The organism is Paraburkholderia agricolaris (assembly GCF_009455635.1).
In the GTDB taxonomy this organism is placed as follows: Bacteria; Pseudomonadota; Gammaproteobacteria; order Burkholderiales; family Burkholderiaceae; genus Paraburkholderia; species Paraburkholderia agricolaris.
This window is the reverse complement of sequence record NZ_QPER01000002.1, coordinates 408,948-424,388: the sequence shown is the minus strand read 5'-3', so window position 1 is coordinate 424,388 and position 15,441 is coordinate 408,948. Positions and strand designations below refer to the sequence as shown.

Below are 15,441 nucleotides of genomic sequence, written 5' to 3'. Positions count from 1 at the left end.
GCCGGCCACTGTCATCCCTCATCTGCCATTTCGCTATCACGTGCGGGAGTTCGACACCACTTAAAATGATGCCGGCGGTTCACAAATGCGAAGTGTCGAGGCGCGCTCATCGATACGCCTCGTGCCGGTCCAACATGCGCACATATGACGCGGCCAACATCGCAATCACGGAGGAGAACAGCATCAGGCAAAGCGGCGCGTAAGCTGCGTTGCCCTCCGTCAATACGGCTCCCGTCATCGAGGAAAGGGCGGAGCCGCCGGCAATGGTCATCGCGCCGACCAACCCGGATGCACTTCCCGCCAGCTCCGGCCGCACTGAGAGCGCTCCGGCATGGGCGCACGGATTTGACAGGCCGTTACCGACGCCGACTAGCATGCAAGGGCCGAACAGTGCTATTGCATGCCTGGCTCCGACGAAGAAGAGCATCAAGCCGATCAACGGACCGGCACAAGCAACGACACGTCCCACGGTGATGGTCGTAGCGAGCGGATAGCGGCTGGCGTAGCGACCCGACAGGAAGCTGCCGAGCACGAAACCGGCGGTGATGGTGCCCATGTACAAACCTAGCGTTGCCGGTGGTACATCGAACGCCGTTTTCGCGGCCAATGGAGCACCGGCCAGAAAGGCATAGAACGTACCCGTTGAGAACGCCATGCACAGCGCGTAGGCCCAGAAGCGACGTTCGTGGATAAGCGCGGGATAGGCCCGAAACTGCTGCCTGATGGTGTCCGATGGATACTTGTTGGTCTCACCCAGGCGGAACCAGCACACGGCAAACAAAGCTATGCCGGCAAGCGCGAGACCCCAGAAGATTGCTCGCCAGCCACTGGTTTCGTCGATAACGCCGCCGACCGTCGGGCCCAGCATTGGGGCGAGCGCCGCTGCCATCGCGGCATAGCCGATCCGGCTTGCGGCCCCCTCCTTCCCGGTCATATCCCTGATGGCGGCCATCGACACCGGATAACAGGAGGTGATCGGAGCCTGAAGCAAACGGAAAGCCAGAAAGGCCCAGATATTGCCCGCCAGTGCGCAGCCGAGCGACCCGACCACGAATACGGTCAGGCTGGTCAACACGATTGGCCGCCGCCCGAAGCGATCGGACAGCGGCCCCATGACCAGTTCCAGCACGGCGGCAACGGTTGCATATCCTGCCAGCGACAAGCTCACGAGCGCGTAGTCGGCGTGAAAATCCATCGCAATGTTCGGCAGCGAAGGCAGGAATATGCTCAATGGCAGTACAGAGAGCGCACACAGCAGAATCAGCGTGGAGAGCGTGGGAAGCGGTCGTGTTGAAGTCATCGGCATTTCCGATCGAAAGCAATTTCGCGCAGGGCAAAAAAAAGCCCCCGAACTTGTCGGGGGCGCATGGGGACGGCCAGGTGCCGTTACCGGACCATGCGCCGACTTCCTAGTACGATGATAAACGTGGCATTCATGCTGAATTTTCTCCTGGTGATCCTGAGCGATGTTAGGCGGTATGCTTCGGCGATGTCAACTGCCGAGATTGCCTGTCAAAGCATAGGGGTCCGGCGCATCGCGCTCATCCTTCACTCGACGTCACACTGTCAACTTCGGCAACGGCTTACCGTAGGCGAAGCAATGTTCTGATTGCGGAAATACCAGGTGGCGGACGTCGTGGGCGTACTGTGCGCCAGCCGTCGCACGCTGTCCCGCGTTTTTCGGCACGACACGGGGTTGTCGTTTGTCGAATGGCGGCAAAGACCGAAGCGTGCGCATAGCTATTCCCACAGGTTCCGGGGCCCTCCGGTCGATGCGCTTGCGAGGGCGAGCCATGCGCACATGCGCCGGAAAAAGGCGCTAAAGAATACTGTCCAATGCCTTGGTGAGCCTGGCGACCGCGCCTTCGACATCATGCAGTTTGTCGAGGCCAAATAGTCCGATGCGGAAAGTCTTGAAGTCTTCAGGCTCGTCGCATTGAAGGGGAACGCCGGGCGCGATCTGCAAACCGGCATCGGCGAATTTCTTGCCGGATCGTATGCCGTCATCGTCCGTGTAGCTGACCACCACGCCTGGAGCCTGAAAACCTTCCGCCGCCACGCTTCGGAAACCTTTGGCCGTCAAGAGTGAGCGAACGCGCGTGCCGAGTTCAAGCTGCTCCGCTTTCACTTTGTCGAAGCCATATGCCTCGGTTTCCTTAATGACGTCGCGCAGCGTCGCGAGACTGTCCGTGGGCATCGTGGCGTGGTACGCGAACCCGCCGTTCTCGTAGGCCTCCATGATCTGCAGCCATTTGCGAAGATCGCAAGCGAAACTGGTGCTGGTTGTCGCGTCGATTCTTTCGCGGGCAAGAGGGCTGAGCATGACGAGTGCGCAGCACGGTGACGCGCTCCACCCTTTTTGCGGTGCGCTGATCAGGACATCGACACCACTAGTCTGCATATCGACCCAGACCGTGCCGGAAGCGATGCAATCCAGTACAAACATGCCGCCGACGGCGTGAACAGCGTCGGACACGGCACGCAAATAGGCATCAGGCAGCATCATCCCGGAGGCCGTTTCGACATGCGGTGCAAAGACCAGATCCGGCTTGTTCTCCTTGATCGCGGCGACCACTTCTTCGATCGGCGGCGGTGCATATGCGGCCTGCCTTCCTTGTTCGACCGGACGCGCCTTCAACACGATCGATTCAGATGGAATGCTGCCCATGTCGAAAATCTGCGACCAGCGGAAACTGAACCAGCCATTGCGGATGACCAGACACTTCTTGCCCGTCGCAAACTGCCGGGCGACGGCTTCCATGCCGAATGTCCCGCTGCCCGGGACGATAACCGCCGACTTCGCGTTGTAGACCTTTTTCAGGGCGCCGGAAATATCGCGCACGACTCCTTGAAAAAGCTGCGACATATGATTGATTGATCGGTCGGTGTACACGACCGAATACTCGAGGAGTCCCTCGCGGTCGACATCGGGAAGTAAGCCTGGCACGTTCGCCTCCGGTAATGGACGAATTAATGAATCGGAAACAGATTCTAACGAAAGCCACCTGCAACGGCATCGGCCGGGAAGCCCCGTTACCGATCCGGCAAGTTCCGGTATGGACCCGCCATCGAGCCACGCCGGCTGGGAATGCTCCAGTGGCAGCAATCGGAACGATTGTGAACCTTCGCCGGAGCATGGTCTCCCCCATCCTTCTTGTAGGAGTGTGCCACGAATACCGAACAAGCCCCTGATGCGTGGAACAAAGGTAGGCGGGTCGACTGGAAACCACCGTTCAGGCCCAAAGGTGTTTGAACTATCCGGACTCAAACGGGCTTTTGTGCTGTCTATCCTGAACAAGGTGGACATATCCCGGGAAGAATCAGGGCGTTCCTCGACTGCCTGGTCGACCAGGTTCGGATTTTGTCGGCGCTGTCGCGGCTTGCGTCCGGTGGCACGGCGAGAAGACCGAGTTCGGCACTGCACGATTGCATCCATCGACACATGCCGCTCAAGGCTAAGTGCCGCGTGCGCAAGGAGATGACAGAAGCCAGTCCATCGGTTGCGGGTATTCGCCTGCACCGCGCCCCGTTCGAACATCCGGCACCCGTGACTTCAACCGGCTGCTTCGGGACGAGTGCCGCCGATCGCCGCCAGGCAGTGACCGGCCACAAGCAGCCACTCGACGACGCTACTTAAATCCTTGACAATCAACGCGCGTGTTAAGCCAGCCATTATCTCGACAGACTAGAGCGACAACATTGGAGACTTATCTATGCGCCACCCGGCTGCCTGTTTCATTCTGTCTGCCATTGATCCTGACTTACTCTGCCCCTGGCTTGAAGTCCGTTTCGAAACCGACGACTTTGACACGCTGCGCCGACTCCTCGAGCTAGATCCCTCGGAACATCTCGGCCCCGAAAATTTCTACCTGCTGACTCCAGCCCAAGTCGAGGCCGTTTGCGTTGCCTTCGAAATCAACTTTGAGCACGGCCCGCGTGAAGCATTTCTCTTTCAATACGTCGATAACGGAATTCATTTCCCTTACCTGGTTCACACGGGCTATGAGTTAGCGTTGATGGTCCAAAGGCGTAAGCCTTTCGGCTTTATCGACTTTCACAGTGGCAGACCAACCTCAGTCCGCCTGAAGGCTCAATTTGACACGTACGTTGCCCAGGGTCTCTTACATTCGCAGGAAGAAATTATTGATGTCGCTGGTCGTCCGAGCCGCCCGGGACATCAGATCGGGCAAATCTTCTATACGCTAAAAGGTGAAGAGTGGCGTATCCCCGCCCTTGAGTTTATACGACAACATATCAACAGGCAGGGCGACGGCTTTGAAAATCTGGAGCGCCTCGAAGGTGCATTGCTTGGCTACGAGCGTTGGCAGAATGATTGGTGGATTGACCATCTGGCCAGAAGCGGTGTGACTCTTTACGGCGCTCCGCTCATCTGCAAAGTAGACCGAGCGCAGTATGACTGGCTCGTTCACGCAGGGTTCCGGGCACTTCCGCCGTTTGACGCCCCGACCTTTACGCTCCATTCGCCTCATGGGCTGGATGACGAAGCAATGAAGCAGGCGATGCAGGCCGACTCGCGCATTGAGGCCTTTGTCCAGTTCAACATAGGCTTGCGGCACATTATGCATGCGGCTGATTTCCGGACCGCTGGCCCCTATGACATTCCTACGTCACTGATTCCGACGATAAACAGTGACCTCGTACGCACTGTACGAATTCTGGTTCAACGCACCGAAGCGCCCGGTCTCGTTGAGCCCTCAGCATGAATATAGGCTTCCCCCGCGGCGCAGACACGCGCGGCCGAAGGGACCTGGATGTCGGCTTTCAAACAGGATCACGCGTCAATTGAACGACCGCTTCGCGAAAGGGCGGTTGTCTGTGAGTCCCGTACTGCCAATCGTGATCTTGCGATCTTGCGATCTTGCGGGTTCGGGCTGCGCATGCATCCTGCATGAGGTAGTGGGCCGCCAGAAACGGATGATCGACATCCGTTTCTGGATCGCAGACAATCTGTCCCGCTGCGTGCGTCCTGTCATGCATTATCCAACTGCATATAGCGATGTGGAAACCGCATTTCAACTCACTGCTGTTTATGGCCTTTCCAAGAAACCGATTTGTTTGAGTCATGTTGCCTTGGCAACGTCCTCAAACCAGAATGATTTTTGAATGCTCCCGTACCGATGACGAAATTTTCCAGATGGGCAACCGGACTGACGCTGTGCATTGCTCCATGGCTCACCTCCCTCGCATCCGCCCAGGCGGTAGACACCCAGGTGCAGGAAGGCAGCATTGGCGGTCAGGCCGTACAACTGATCCTGCGTCTCGACAGTCATGGTCCCAGCCTGAGCGGCTACGTATTTGAGCAGAACGGCGGCCTGCTGTTGACCCTGGAGGAGACGCCGCTGGTGGACGGCCCGCAGGCGACACCCGATCTCTCTATTAACGTAAAAAATGCGAAGGGGCAGTCCTTCGCAACCTTGGTGCTGCATGCCTTCCGCTGGACGGACCATAAACTGGCCGGCGACTGGGTGGATCTGGGAAGCCGGATCCGCACCGCGTTCCAACTCAGGCAGACGGCCTTGTTCGGAGAGTCCGGCGCCTCCGTGGCCTACGACGGCGACCTGCTGCAGACCGGGAAAAGTGGCCGCTATCTGTTCCGGGTACACGCACACAAGGCCCGTGGTGAATACGGCGGCCTGGTGGATCGCATCGATGTCTACGATCGCGCCAGTGGCCACAAGGTCCAGACCCTGGATCACCTGCAACTGGACTTCAACTACACCGACACGCTGCAGTTCGGCGATTACAACGGAGATGGGCGTACGGACTTCCGTGTGTCGCGGCTCGCGGTCGATAGCAGCGGCAATCGCTCCACCGGCAGCCAGAGCTACTTCCTGTTCCTGGACGGCGGGTTTCGCGACTTCCCCCCACTCGATCAGCTGGCAGAGGACGGAACACTCTGGTTCTTGCCCCGTGGTCGGATCGACGTCAGGGCGGAGTCGGGCGTCGACTATCGCAATAGCCTGGCGACCTGGAACCACTACCGGTTCACCTCGCCCGGAACACTGGTATTTACCGGCAGCACCAAGGGACCCATGAACCGATGATCAAGCGCCTTAAAGCCATCGTGGCATTGTTGGGCGTGACACTGCTGGGAATCAGCGCGCCAGCCGCTCAAGCCCATTCCCTGTTTCAAGGGACCATTGGAAAGCAGCCCGTTACGTTGTACCTGTCGCTCAGCAATACTGTGACCACAGGGATCTATTTTTACGACCGGCACCGCACCCCCATCCGACTCAAACCCACGATCTTCCATACCTCGGGGAACATCCACATCGATGAACTCGACGCCAGCGGGTTGCCGGTAGCCCAGCTTGAACTGCCGAGTGATATCTTTCCGCCGAAGTCGTACGAGGGCACCTGGATCAGCTATCGCACCGGACAGAAACTGCCTATCCATTTGAACCTCGTCGCCTACAGCACTTACGGTGCCGAGCCGGTTCCCATACTCCAGGCGGCATCCACGGATCGCTGGTACTTCGTCATTCCATCGATCGCGACGCTCAATCGCGTGATCGAGGTGCGGGACAAGAAAACTGGCGATCTTGTCCAGGCGCTGGCCCCCGCTCATGGAACGCTGTGCGATTGGGGCATCGATACGGTGAAAGTAAAAGAAGACGGACCTACTCCGCAGGTAAGCGTGGCGGGGGTGGCGGTCGAAAACGGTGCGTGCGTGGGGGCCACATTTGCGTGGGATCCTCAAAAACAATCGTTCCAGGAAGTTCGGCCGTAGTTGGCTCAACGTCGCTTGAAAAATAGTGTGGATCAGTGTATTTCGTCGACGCAAAAAAAACCGCGCGCGTCTCACGACACGCGCGGTCCATTCTGAGCAGAAAGCCCGGCAACCCGGGCCGTGCGATCAGAAGATGTTACGTAGGCCGATTGCAACACCGGTCTGGTTGTTGCGGCCCGGGTAGTCCGCTAGAAACGCACCGGTGCCACGGGTAAAGTCGACCGTTCCGTATACCTCGGTGCGCTTCGACAACGAATACTCTGCGAGCAGCGTGCCCGAGTAATTGATACCGGCGCCGAGCGTGCCGTCGAGCGTTGCCGCATTGCGTGCATGATCGTAGTAGCCGGCCAGCGTAAGCGCCAGCACCGGCGTAGCTTGCCACGTCGAGCCGACGTAGAAACTGTCGTCGATACGGTTCGGGCTGACATGCGTCAGCACCGGTGCGCCGGCTTGCTGCTCGTCGCCATCGACAAGCCCGGTGTTGTCCTGCGAATGCAACCAGCCCGCCAGGACCTTGACCGACGGTGTGATTGCGTAGACTGCGCCGACGTTGACCAGGTTGAATTTCTTGCCGGCGTTATCGTTCTGCTGGAAGCCCACGTCGGCCGAGAGGGGGCCAAGCGCATACGACGCTGTAAAGCCGTACATGCTGTTCTGGCCGGTGCTACCCGGCACGCCGCCGAAGCCGTACATACCTTCCACTTGCAGACCGCCAAACTGGCCGGTGTACTTCGCCGAACTGTTGGTGAACAGATATCGCCCTACCGGGTTATAGATCCAGCTGTCCTGCCAGAAGTCGCCGACGGTCAGCGGGTCATACGTGTTGCCCATCACGTCAAAAAATGGCGTTTGCTGGCGGCCGAAGGTCAGCGTGCCGTACTGGTTGTTCGAGAGTCCGACATACGCATTGCGCTGGAACAGTGTGTTGTTGCTGTTGTCGAGTTTGCCGGACCAGAGCTGGAACTGGTTCTCGAGCTTGAAGACCGCCGACGTACCGCCGCCCAGATCTTCAGTGCCTTTCAAACCGAAACGGCTCGGTGTCTCGACACCTTCACCCATCGACACCTGAGAATCGTTATTCGAATTCGCGTTCGTCAGATAACGCACGCTTGTGTCAACGAGGCCATACAGAGTGACCGAGCTTTGTGCGAAGGTGGACTGAGCCGAAAGGGCGAGTAGACCTGCACCGACTGCCGCAAGTGTTTTTTTCATGAGGTATCCCGATTGTTGTCATGTCGAAAGCTGCACGTAAGCGTGCGCTGACGTGAGTGGCGCAAGCCTGACGCGCCGTGTGGCGATCATATTTCGTGACAATTAATGTCGCAATAATTCGGTGCCAATGTCGCCCACTCGCAACAGGCATTGACTTCAGCGAGGGAAATTCGGGGGCGTGCGTGATGACGCTCGACTTTCACTTGAAAGGAGATCGTCATGCAGACGCGGTGTTGTCCTCGTAGTGCACGATGGTGCAACCGCATCCCGCGAATTAGATGGTGTTATTGCAATTTGCATGGCAACTTACCCAACATTCGGCAGGCGGGAACATTCAGTCAAACTACTACGAGAGGGAATATGTCTGAGCGCGACACAAAGCTCCAAGGTTGCTGGCGGTTGGTTTCTTTTGATACCGAGCTTCAGGATTCAAAGGAGCGTACTCAACCGTGGGGCGCCGATCCCAACGGGTACCTTATTTTCGACGCTGGTGGGCGAATGATGGTGCTAGTTACCGCGCAAGCGCGGGAGCCAGGGAATACAGATGAGAAACTGGTGGCACTTTTCCGTACGGTGATGGCTTATACGGGACGGTATCGGATCGATGGGGATAGGTTCATCACAAAGATCGACTCATCCTGGAACGAAGCCTGGAACGGCACTGAGCAGGAACGATTCTACAAGCTGGATGGAGACACACTCGACGTCCGTACGGCCTGGATGCCGAATCCGTTAGTGTCAGGAAATCCAATGGGAAGGGGTATTCTCAGTTTTAGACGCGAGTAGTTTTCCCTGCACTGAGTTCGGCCAACAAGGGCCATTCGACAAAAGCATGTGAATTGATGACAATCATCGATTAGACCCGTCGCGCGCATTTCCTTCTGTGTATAGTCAACGTCGCACGCACTAACAACAATGAACATCCATCGTTTTCTTTGCTTCGGCCGTAATGATGAGAGCGGCAATGCTGCGATCGTGGTCGAGGACTCACACCTGGTTGAATCGGAACGGCTGAAGTTTGCTCAGCAGCAAGACGCAAACGCTACGGTGTTTGTAGAGACCGATGCTGCTGGCGTGCGGCTCGATTATTACTACCCGCACACGCGCAGCCCCCTTTGCCTGCATGCGACGCTTGCAGCGAGCGCCGTTTTCTTTGAACGCTACCCAGACAACAGGCGGATTCAGTTCGTTACAAGCATGCATCGGCAGACCCTTGAGGTCGAGCGCCTTGATCGGGGCATTTTCATCGGCGTGAAGTCGCAACCGTGTCCAGCATTGAGTGCTGATCTCGCGGAAATAGCCCGCTTACTTCGCATCGAACCGACGGCTCTGATCGGCGTTCCTAGACTCGCATCGGTTGGGAGCGCAAAGCTGCTGGTACAGATGGCGGGGCAATCCGCGCTTGATGCGTTGCGCCCCGATCTGACAGCCATCGCTCACTGGAGCCGCAAACATGGCGTTTCGGGCGTGTATGCATATTGTCATCTTCACGACGATATCTATGCTGGACGCAATTTCAATCACCTGGAGTCGCATCTGGAAGATGCCGCAACCGGGGTGGCGGCCGGCGCACTTGCCTTAGTGCTTGAACAGAGCATTACGGTGTTGCAGGGCGACGCGCTCGGACGTCCGTGTTCGCTCTTGGCCCGTTATCTGAACGGGGCGGTACAAGTTGGTGGACGAGCGACTAGGGGCACGCTCTGACACGTCCCACCGTGCTGATGCGCAAAGCATTCCAACTGTATCAGGGTTGGCGAATGACCGGTTCGGGGGGCGATGTCTGTTGCTTGTGGGTCGAGCTGGACCGGTCATCATCGGGCTGAGTTCGGCCATGAGGGCACGTTCGACAACGCCGCCTGGATCGTCGACAATCACAGCGGTTAGAGTACGTGAAACTGCAAGGCGAAACGGCATAGACCACCAACAGCACAAGTGGCATTTGCCTGACGTGATAATAAGCACCCGGCGCTCGTGCCGTTCAGGCGCTCAAAATCCCCGGCATCGCTATTGAATGGAGAACCTATGGCCAGAAGTCCGAATGATGATCGCAGCGACAGCATGAATCCGAACAATCCCGCGTACGATGCGAGCGAGGATAATCGGTTAAATCAGATCGGTGCAAACTATGATGATTACGATGACTTACCAGCACGTTCGAGTGGATTGTCCTTTTCGTATTACTCAAAGCAGATTGAGCCGGCATCCTCACCGCAGGTCGTGGAGTTAGAGGTTATTGTTCCACCGCAACCGGTTCGGGTTCCGGGTCTGAACTTGCTGATCGTATCGAACGACGGGAAACGGAAGAGCGTCAAAGTGGACGCAGGTGACATTGAGGAAGCAGTCAACGACGCAGCGACGATCTGGGATAGCAGGCCGCTCGTATACCTCGCCCTGTATGACAAGAAAAACGTCTATGTCGAGCGGACGCGAAGCAAACAGTTTAGCCCGGAAGTGCTGCGATCTATCGTCGAGCTCGGTGAGCTTGAAGAGTTGATTACGCTTGCGGCGGACCAGACCAGTTCCGCACGGCGGGGGTTGAGCGATACCGAATCACGCTATGGACGGCAAGCACCTGTGCAGGCTCTGGAGCGCTATGGAGCATGCTACTCAGCTTTGCAGGGATTGCGCGCAGAAAGGTCGGTACGGATTGAAGAGCTTCACGCGAGAGGGTATGGCGTCACCGAAGAAACGGCACAGAAGTTTGCGCAGGAAGGAAAACTGACACAAGTCGTGGATGCCAGTGCGCAATTGGTACGAGATCTCCAATCCGGAAAAACACGGCTTGACCCAATTGCCGAAGCCTTTTCTCGTTCGGAGCGCATTCTGGACGTGAAGGGATAGCACTCACCTAAAAATGAATCGCCGTCGGTTTCGTTGAACGTCCAAATGTTGCGGATAGCGCGGAAGACCGGCCGTTCTCGGAAGGGCGCGAAACGTCGATGACGTTGCTTGCGGCCGGCCGTGTCCGGCACCCATTACCGGCCAGTTTGAGACGTTCGACGCGGTCGGCTGGAGGTCCGCTAGATGATTTTCAATCGACAAACGAACGCCCGATCGATGCCGTAGCGGTAGAAAATTTTGGTCTCTCATCCTCGCGGGTGACCGCTCTTTTGTAGGTTGTGACGACCCCAAGACGTCACCCATGGCGCTGTCGGGTATCTAGGGGTGCCGTCAAGTTTCGGACGTTTACGTACGCCAACGGCGAAACCGTCAGACTTGTGCATGAGACGTTGACGTGAGGCGTCGAACAATACCGAAAACGACCAGGTCTGACGCGATTTGCGCTCCCTCCACTCCAACTTTATACTTCGCCAATACCAAAATACGACCACGGGGGAATGATGTTTTCGCGTCTCAGAGATCAAATTAAAGCAAGCGTGTACGGAAGTACAAACTTGAAGTGGACAGAGATAGTCGAAACCTTCGCGCTGAAATATCCTCAAGTTCAAATTGTTCGCCAACACCTTGAAGGCATTCCCGAAGCTTTCGTGGTTTGGAGATCAAGTGAGGGGGTATATTCAGTTGATTTATATCAAACTAAAGAAAAGAGTTTTTCATGGGTATTTAAAACTTATGCCCCCTATAGTCCTCGCATTGCGGCTATAGCTAAAGAAACCCAAGATGGCCGCTGGTGGGAGCGATGCGATACCCGCATTAGCACCTTGACCGCAGAAAGAACGCAGTATTTCTTAGGGCATGCACTAAATTGGGGGCTGTTTGGCTACAGCTGCTCTAAAGGAATAGGTGAATTTTGCAGAAACGATTTGGGCTTTGACCTTAACTTTGTCGATGCTTTTGTGCTTGAAGAAGACCGGCATCTCTTCAAGAAAAGATCCGTCTACTAAGGTTTGCGGAGAGCGGCGTAGATGTTCCTCTGCCTTTCATTTAGACAAGCGAAGCGGGAATTACTTCGAGGGGTGGGACTGTGGATAATGCGGCGAGTCGCTCGGGATCATCGAACGTAGCATGTACGTACGCCTCAGTATGGGATCGAGCAGCAACGACCGCTTTGTGGAAAGACCACGGTCGCGTGTGGGTCGAGGCTGTGTGGAAACGCGGAACGTAGATTTGATGTGCAAAAAATCTGATTCGGCGACTATATAGCCGCGTTGCGCTCTCGCAGTCAATCGATCAACTGAGAGATATTGGGTGGCTCCGCCGCCTTAACGCAAGCTGTTGCCCGGCATATGTTGGAAGGCTCAGGTGCTTCACGCACCCACCAGCCGCATTGCCCTCATGGTTCGCGAGAATCCCAATATCGCTATTACGCGCTTGAGGTTGTACGCCAGCACATGCAGGCTCATCTCAGTACTTACGTTGGTCAGTCTGCGCGTCAGGAAGTGCGTGTAGCCCATCCAGTGCTTGAACGTTCCGAAGACGTGTTCAACGGTTCGCCTTCGCACCATCATCGCATTCGGCATTCTGTCCAGTCTCTTCTGAGCAGCTTCCAGTACAGACTCATGTTCCCATCGCGTGATGCGTCGATAATCGCTCGGGGTACATTGTGATTTGATATCGCAACGAGGACAGGCACTGCTCCAGTAGCGGTGCAATTGCATGCCATGCTCTTCGCGTGTGAAGCGGTAAATCGCACGTTGTCCAGCTGGACAAAGGTATTCGTCATCCCGGGCAATGTAGATGAAGTCCGCTCTGTCGAAGCGGCCATGGGCTGTGGCGCCTGACGTCAGGTTCTTTGGGAGAATGGCGGCAATGCCCGCATCCGCACATGCTTTTATCTGCGGACCGCTGTAGTACCCACGGTCGGCGATGACCTTCAGTCTGTTCCTGCCCATGGCATCACGGGCTGCTTGCGCCATCGGACTGAGTTGCACCCGGTCGTGTCCGGAGTTCGTTACCTCATGAGCAACTATGAGGTGGTGCCTGGCGTCTACGGCCACCTGCACGTTGTAGCCGACCATGCCCGAGCCCCTGCCGCTCGTCGCCATGGAGCGCGCATCGGGGTCAGTCAGCGAAAGCTGGCCATCCGGTTGCGTCTTGAGTTCTTCCCTGATCTGCTCGAGGCGATGCATTTGATCGCGCAATTGCTTGATCTTCTCCTGCAGCCGGGTGGTCTTCGCTTCGAGCTCGGGGGGCTGCGTCCGGTCGGCCGTTTCCAGTGCACTCAGGTAGCGCTGGATGCTCTCCTCAATCTGCTGCTGCCGCTTGTCGATCTTGCCCGTCGTGAAGTTGCGGTCGCGAGTGTTCGATGCCTTGAACTTGCTTCCATCAATGGCAACCAGTGCCTGTGAGAACAGCTTCAGATCGCGGCACAGAACGACGAACCGGCGGCAAACGTTGCGGATGCCGGCGCCGTTGTCCCGTCGAAAGTCGGCTATCGTCTTGAAGTCTGGTACCAGACGGCCTGTGAGCCACATCAGCTCAACGTTGCGCTGACATTCACGCTCCAGGCGACGACTCGATTGAATCCGGTTGAGGTAGCCGTAGATGTATATCTTCAGCAGCACTGCTGGATGGTAGGAGGGGCGACCTGTTGTTGATGGTGTGACACCATCGAAACCCATCGATTCGAGTTCCAGCTCTTCGACGAAGGCATCGATGATCCTCACCGGGTTATCCTCGGCAACGAAATCGTCCAGGCATTCGGGCAACAACGTTACCTGCTTGCGGTCTTCGCCCTCAACGAATCGCTTCATGAATCCCCCGACCCAAACGCGTTGATTCAGTTTAGGCGATCAATGCGTTTTCACACAGCCTCGGTCGAACTGAGCCGGTCATCATCGGACTGAGTTCGGCCAAAAACGGGCCGTCGACTTTGATATCTAGATGACCGACAATCGTTGCGTACTTAGAGCCCTCGTTAGATTCGAAGTCTGACAATCGTCGCGTCGTTGCAGAGGAAACATGATTTTCTTCGCGTGGTCCACGGTTGGAGTCGCTGCCTTTGAAAAACTGAGCCGCGATAATCTCGATTGCCAGTTGTGGGTGAGTGGAGACATCCTGACCCATGAGCAACTCACAACGCTTCGCTTAACCGGAGTGCGTGTGACCGAATTCACACACGAGGTTCGGCCCGAGAATACAGAAACGTTGGCGCACGCAATCGATGTCATTCGAGAGCATCATCCTGATGAACCTATTTGGGTAGAAAGCCAGGCGGTATGAGCTAGCCACGCGCTTCCTGCTCCACAAGAGATCACGTCACATCGGCTTATGCCTCTTAAATTGGATGCGCCCCGGATGATTTTTCCGCGTAGTCTTCAGACGCTAGTCGGGCACTTTCGGCCGCTCGGCACTTGCGGGGAGATCGTTGACAACAGCGGAGGTGCAGTGGCTAAGGGCTAATGCCCCACACTGCGCGTGATGGCCGAACCCGAGAAAAAACGGTGCGCGAAAAATGCATCGCGCATCGAGCACGGTGTTTGAGAATTTTTGGCGATTTTTTTCCTAAGTCTCGACTAAAATCGGCGCTTTACGCTCTGCGGGATCAGCCCTGCGCCAGCTACGTGCGCATTTGTGCTTGACAAGCAGAAACGTTCGTTCTCTCGTGCCCTGGGACCGCACCCGTCGCCGCTTTCGCTGGAACCGCACAGGGCCGCGACAATGCTGACGACGTGGCGATGGAGATATCGGTCCGCTACCTAAAGGGATTTACTATCTCGTAGACCGCCAATCGGGCGGGTGCGTGGAGTTCATGCGTGATCTATGGAATGAATACGGCTATGGCTCAACCGACAGGCACGCGTGGTTCATACTCTGAATCCTGCGACTGGCGACACGACGAACGTCAACGGTGTGAAACGCGGAAACTTTCGACTGCATCCCACGGGTCCGCTCCGGCTAAGCGAAGGGTGCATTATGGTCGTCACCCCTGACGCCTTTGATGGACTTCAGAAATACATCCGGTCACAGGGGCTCACGACAACGGTCCCGGATACGACCATGAAGGCGTATGGAACGGTTGAAGTGAAATGAAAATACAGTTTGCGGTAAAAGCGCTGCTAGTCGTCGCCTTCGTCGTCGTGTCGGTGATAGGGGCCTGGTACGTGGCGGTCTTTTACAGCCGGTTGCCAATCGAAATGCCGCAGCCGGTAGATACATTCGTCCGCTTCGTGCTGTCCGTGACCGGCAACAGCGATATGGCGAACCCCGACGACATGGCAATGCTCGCGCTACTTCTGTACTGGGTAGTGTCCACGCTGCTGGTCGGTGGATTTATCTTTGCCGGTTACCGGGCGTTGCTGCATTACCGGAAACAGCGAGCGGCATAGACAAAAAAGCCCGATACGGAGGCGGCCTTCGGCGCAATCGAAGGTCCAAGGCGCTGTCCGGCCACAAGCGGCCGGTCGACATCAGTATCCAGAACGTTGACAATTGATTTACTGTCTTTGGTCATTGACCGTCACGTGAAACGTATGAGGCACCTGTGGAACGACAATTGACCAACGCCGAACTGGATTTGTACCGACGAGTGGATGAAGTCTTGTACTACGTCAGGGATCCGATCGGGATTGCACACA

The 15,441-nt window shown here is 56.6% G+C and carries 15 protein-coding genes; 11 read left to right on the top strand and 4 right to left on the bottom strand.

The features are described from left to right. Window positions 1-106: 106 nt before the first annotated feature. Both GH665_RS23410 and GH665_RS23405 read right to left on the bottom strand, forming a co-directional pair. A complete protein-coding gene (locus tag GH665_RS23410) occupies window positions 107-1,306 on the bottom strand; it encodes a multidrug effflux MFS transporter (RefSeq protein ID WP_153139325.1) in 1,200 nt (399 codons plus the stop codon). A gap of 513 nt (window positions 1,307-1,819) precedes the next feature. Beyond that, window positions 1,820-2,947 carry an aminotransferase class V-fold PLP-dependent enzyme gene (locus GH665_RS23405; RefSeq protein WP_153142256.1) on the bottom strand — a complete coding sequence of 376 codons (1,128 nt, stop codon included), beginning with the start codon at window positions 2,945-2,947 and terminating at the stop codon, window positions 1,820-1,822. A 766-nt stretch (window positions 2,948-3,713) separates the two neighbouring features. Here GH665_RS23405 and GH665_RS39175 point away from each other — a divergent pair. The 4 genes from GH665_RS39175 (at window position 3,714) to GH665_RS23380 (ending at window position 6,751) form a co-directional block, all read left to right on the top strand. Next, window positions 3,714-4,724, top strand: a complete 1,011-nt coding sequence (locus GH665_RS39175; protein ID WP_246216335.1) for a hypothetical protein — start codon at window positions 3,714-3,716, stop codon at window positions 4,722-4,724. A 79-nt stretch (window positions 4,725-4,803) separates the two neighbouring features. Beyond that, window positions 4,804-5,124, top strand: a complete 321-nt coding sequence (locus GH665_RS23390) for a hypothetical protein (protein ID WP_153139322.1) — start codon at window positions 4,804-4,806, stop codon at window positions 5,122-5,124. Window positions 5,125-5,138: 14 nt separating this feature from the next. Continuing rightward, entirely contained in the window at window positions 5,139-6,065 is a 927-nt protein-coding gene (locus GH665_RS23385; RefSeq protein WP_153139319.1) for a hypothetical protein, read from the top strand. Then, window positions 6,062-6,751, top strand: coding sequence for a hypothetical protein (locus GH665_RS23380; RefSeq protein WP_153139318.1), 690 nt, complete (start codon window positions 6,062-6,064; stop codon window positions 6,749-6,751). Before GH665_RS23385 ends, GH665_RS23380 begins: the two co-directional genes overlap by 4 nt. 126 nt (window positions 6,752-6,877) lie before the next feature. Here GH665_RS23380 and GH665_RS23375 read toward each other — a convergent pair whose 3' ends face one another. Beyond that, window positions 6,878-7,963: a porin gene (locus tag GH665_RS23375; protein WP_153139316.1), complete on the bottom strand. Its 1,086-nt coding sequence runs from the start codon at window positions 7,961-7,963 to the stop codon at window positions 6,878-6,880. Between the two features lie 360 nt (window positions 7,964-8,323). Here GH665_RS23375 and GH665_RS23370 point away from each other — a divergent pair, with 360 nt between their 5' ends. The 4 genes from GH665_RS23370 to GH665_RS23355 all read left to right on the top strand — a co-directional run bounded on the left by GH665_RS23370 (window position 8,324) and on the right by GH665_RS23355 (window position 11,808). Then, a complete protein-coding gene (locus tag GH665_RS23370; RefSeq protein WP_153139314.1) occupies window positions 8,324-8,749 on the top strand; it encodes a lipocalin-like domain-containing protein in 426 nt (141 codons plus the stop codon). Window positions 8,750-8,878: 129 nt separating this feature from the next. Beyond that, on the top strand, window positions 8,879-9,667 hold the full coding sequence (locus GH665_RS23365; RefSeq protein WP_153139312.1) for a PhzF family phenazine biosynthesis protein: 789 nt from the start codon (window positions 8,879-8,881) through the stop codon (window positions 9,665-9,667). A gap of 318 nt (window positions 9,668-9,985) precedes the next feature. Beyond that, window positions 9,986-10,804 (top strand): hypothetical protein, encoded by an 819-nt coding sequence (locus GH665_RS23360; RefSeq protein WP_153139310.1) that lies wholly within the window; start codon window positions 9,986-9,988, stop codon window positions 10,802-10,804. Window positions 10,805-11,358: 554 nt separating this feature from the next. Beyond that, window positions 11,359-11,808, top strand: coding sequence for a hypothetical protein (locus tag GH665_RS23355; protein ID WP_153139309.1), 450 nt, complete (start codon window positions 11,359-11,361; stop codon window positions 11,806-11,808). Window positions 11,809-12,171: 363 nt separating this feature from the next. Here the strand turns inward: GH665_RS23355 and GH665_RS23350 are convergent, their stop codons facing one another. Next, on the bottom strand, window positions 12,172-13,617 hold the full coding sequence (locus GH665_RS23350) for an IS1182 family transposase (RefSeq protein WP_153139307.1): 1,446 nt from the start codon (window positions 13,615-13,617) through the stop codon (window positions 12,172-12,174). 208 nt (window positions 13,618-13,825) lie between these two features. Between GH665_RS23350 and GH665_RS38955 the strand changes: the two genes are divergently transcribed. From GH665_RS38955 to GH665_RS23335, 3 genes are all read left to right on the top strand, one after another. Further along, window positions 13,826-14,086, top strand: coding sequence for a hypothetical protein (locus GH665_RS38955; RefSeq protein WP_217361902.1), 261 nt, complete (start codon window positions 13,826-13,828; stop codon window positions 14,084-14,086). Between the two features lie 579 nt (window positions 14,087-14,665). Further along, entirely contained in the window at window positions 14,666-14,896 is a 231-nt protein-coding gene (locus tag GH665_RS39170) for a tlde1 domain-containing protein (RefSeq protein WP_343038761.1), read from the top strand. Beyond that, window positions 14,893-15,192, top strand: coding sequence for a hypothetical protein (locus GH665_RS23335; protein ID WP_153139303.1), 300 nt, complete (start codon window positions 14,893-14,895; stop codon window positions 15,190-15,192). The genes GH665_RS39170 and GH665_RS23335 overlap by 4 nt, the downstream gene beginning before the upstream one ends. Window positions 15,193-15,441: the final 249 nt, after the last annotated feature.

What these genes read in the sequence shown, in the direction of transcription:
- GH665_RS23335 (WP_153139303.1), top strand. Translation starts at nt 14,893, where the DNA reads ATGAAAATACAGTTTGCGGTAAAAGCGCTGCTAGTCGTCGCCTTCGTC.
- GH665_RS23375 (WP_153139316.1), bottom strand. Translation starts at nt 7,963, where the DNA reads ATGAAAAAAACACTTGCGGCAGTCGGTGCAGGTCTACTCGCCCTTTCG.
- GH665_RS23370 (WP_153139314.1), top strand. Translation starts at nt 8,324, where the DNA reads ATGTCTGAGCGCGACACAAAGCTCCAAGGTTGCTGGCGGTTGGTTTCT.
- GH665_RS23385 (WP_153139319.1), top strand. Translation starts at nt 5,139, where the DNA reads ATGACGAAATTTTCCAGATGGGCAACCGGACTGACGCTGTGCATTGCT.
- GH665_RS23410 (WP_153139325.1), bottom strand. Translation starts at nt 1,306, where the DNA reads ATGCCGATGACTTCAACACGACCGCTTCCCACGCTCTCCACGCTGATT.
- GH665_RS38955 (WP_217361902.1), top strand. Translation starts at nt 13,826, where the DNA reads ATGATTTTCTTCGCGTGGTCCACGGTTGGAGTCGCTGCCTTTGAAAAA.
- GH665_RS23360 (WP_153139310.1), top strand. Translation starts at nt 9,986, where the DNA reads ATGGCCAGAAGTCCGAATGATGATCGCAGCGACAGCATGAATCCGAAC.
- GH665_RS23350 (WP_153139307.1), bottom strand. Translation starts at nt 13,617, where the DNA reads ATGAAGCGATTCGTTGAGGGCGAAGACCGCAAGCAGGTAACGTTGTTG.
- GH665_RS23380 (WP_153139318.1), top strand. Translation starts at nt 6,062, where the DNA reads ATGATCAAGCGCCTTAAAGCCATCGTGGCATTGTTGGGCGTGACACTG.
- GH665_RS39175 (WP_246216335.1), top strand. Translation starts at nt 3,714, where the DNA reads ATGCGCCACCCGGCTGCCTGTTTCATTCTGTCTGCCATTGATCCTGAC.
- GH665_RS23365 (WP_153139312.1), top strand. Translation starts at nt 8,879, where the DNA reads ATGAACATCCATCGTTTTCTTTGCTTCGGCCGTAATGATGAGAGCGGC.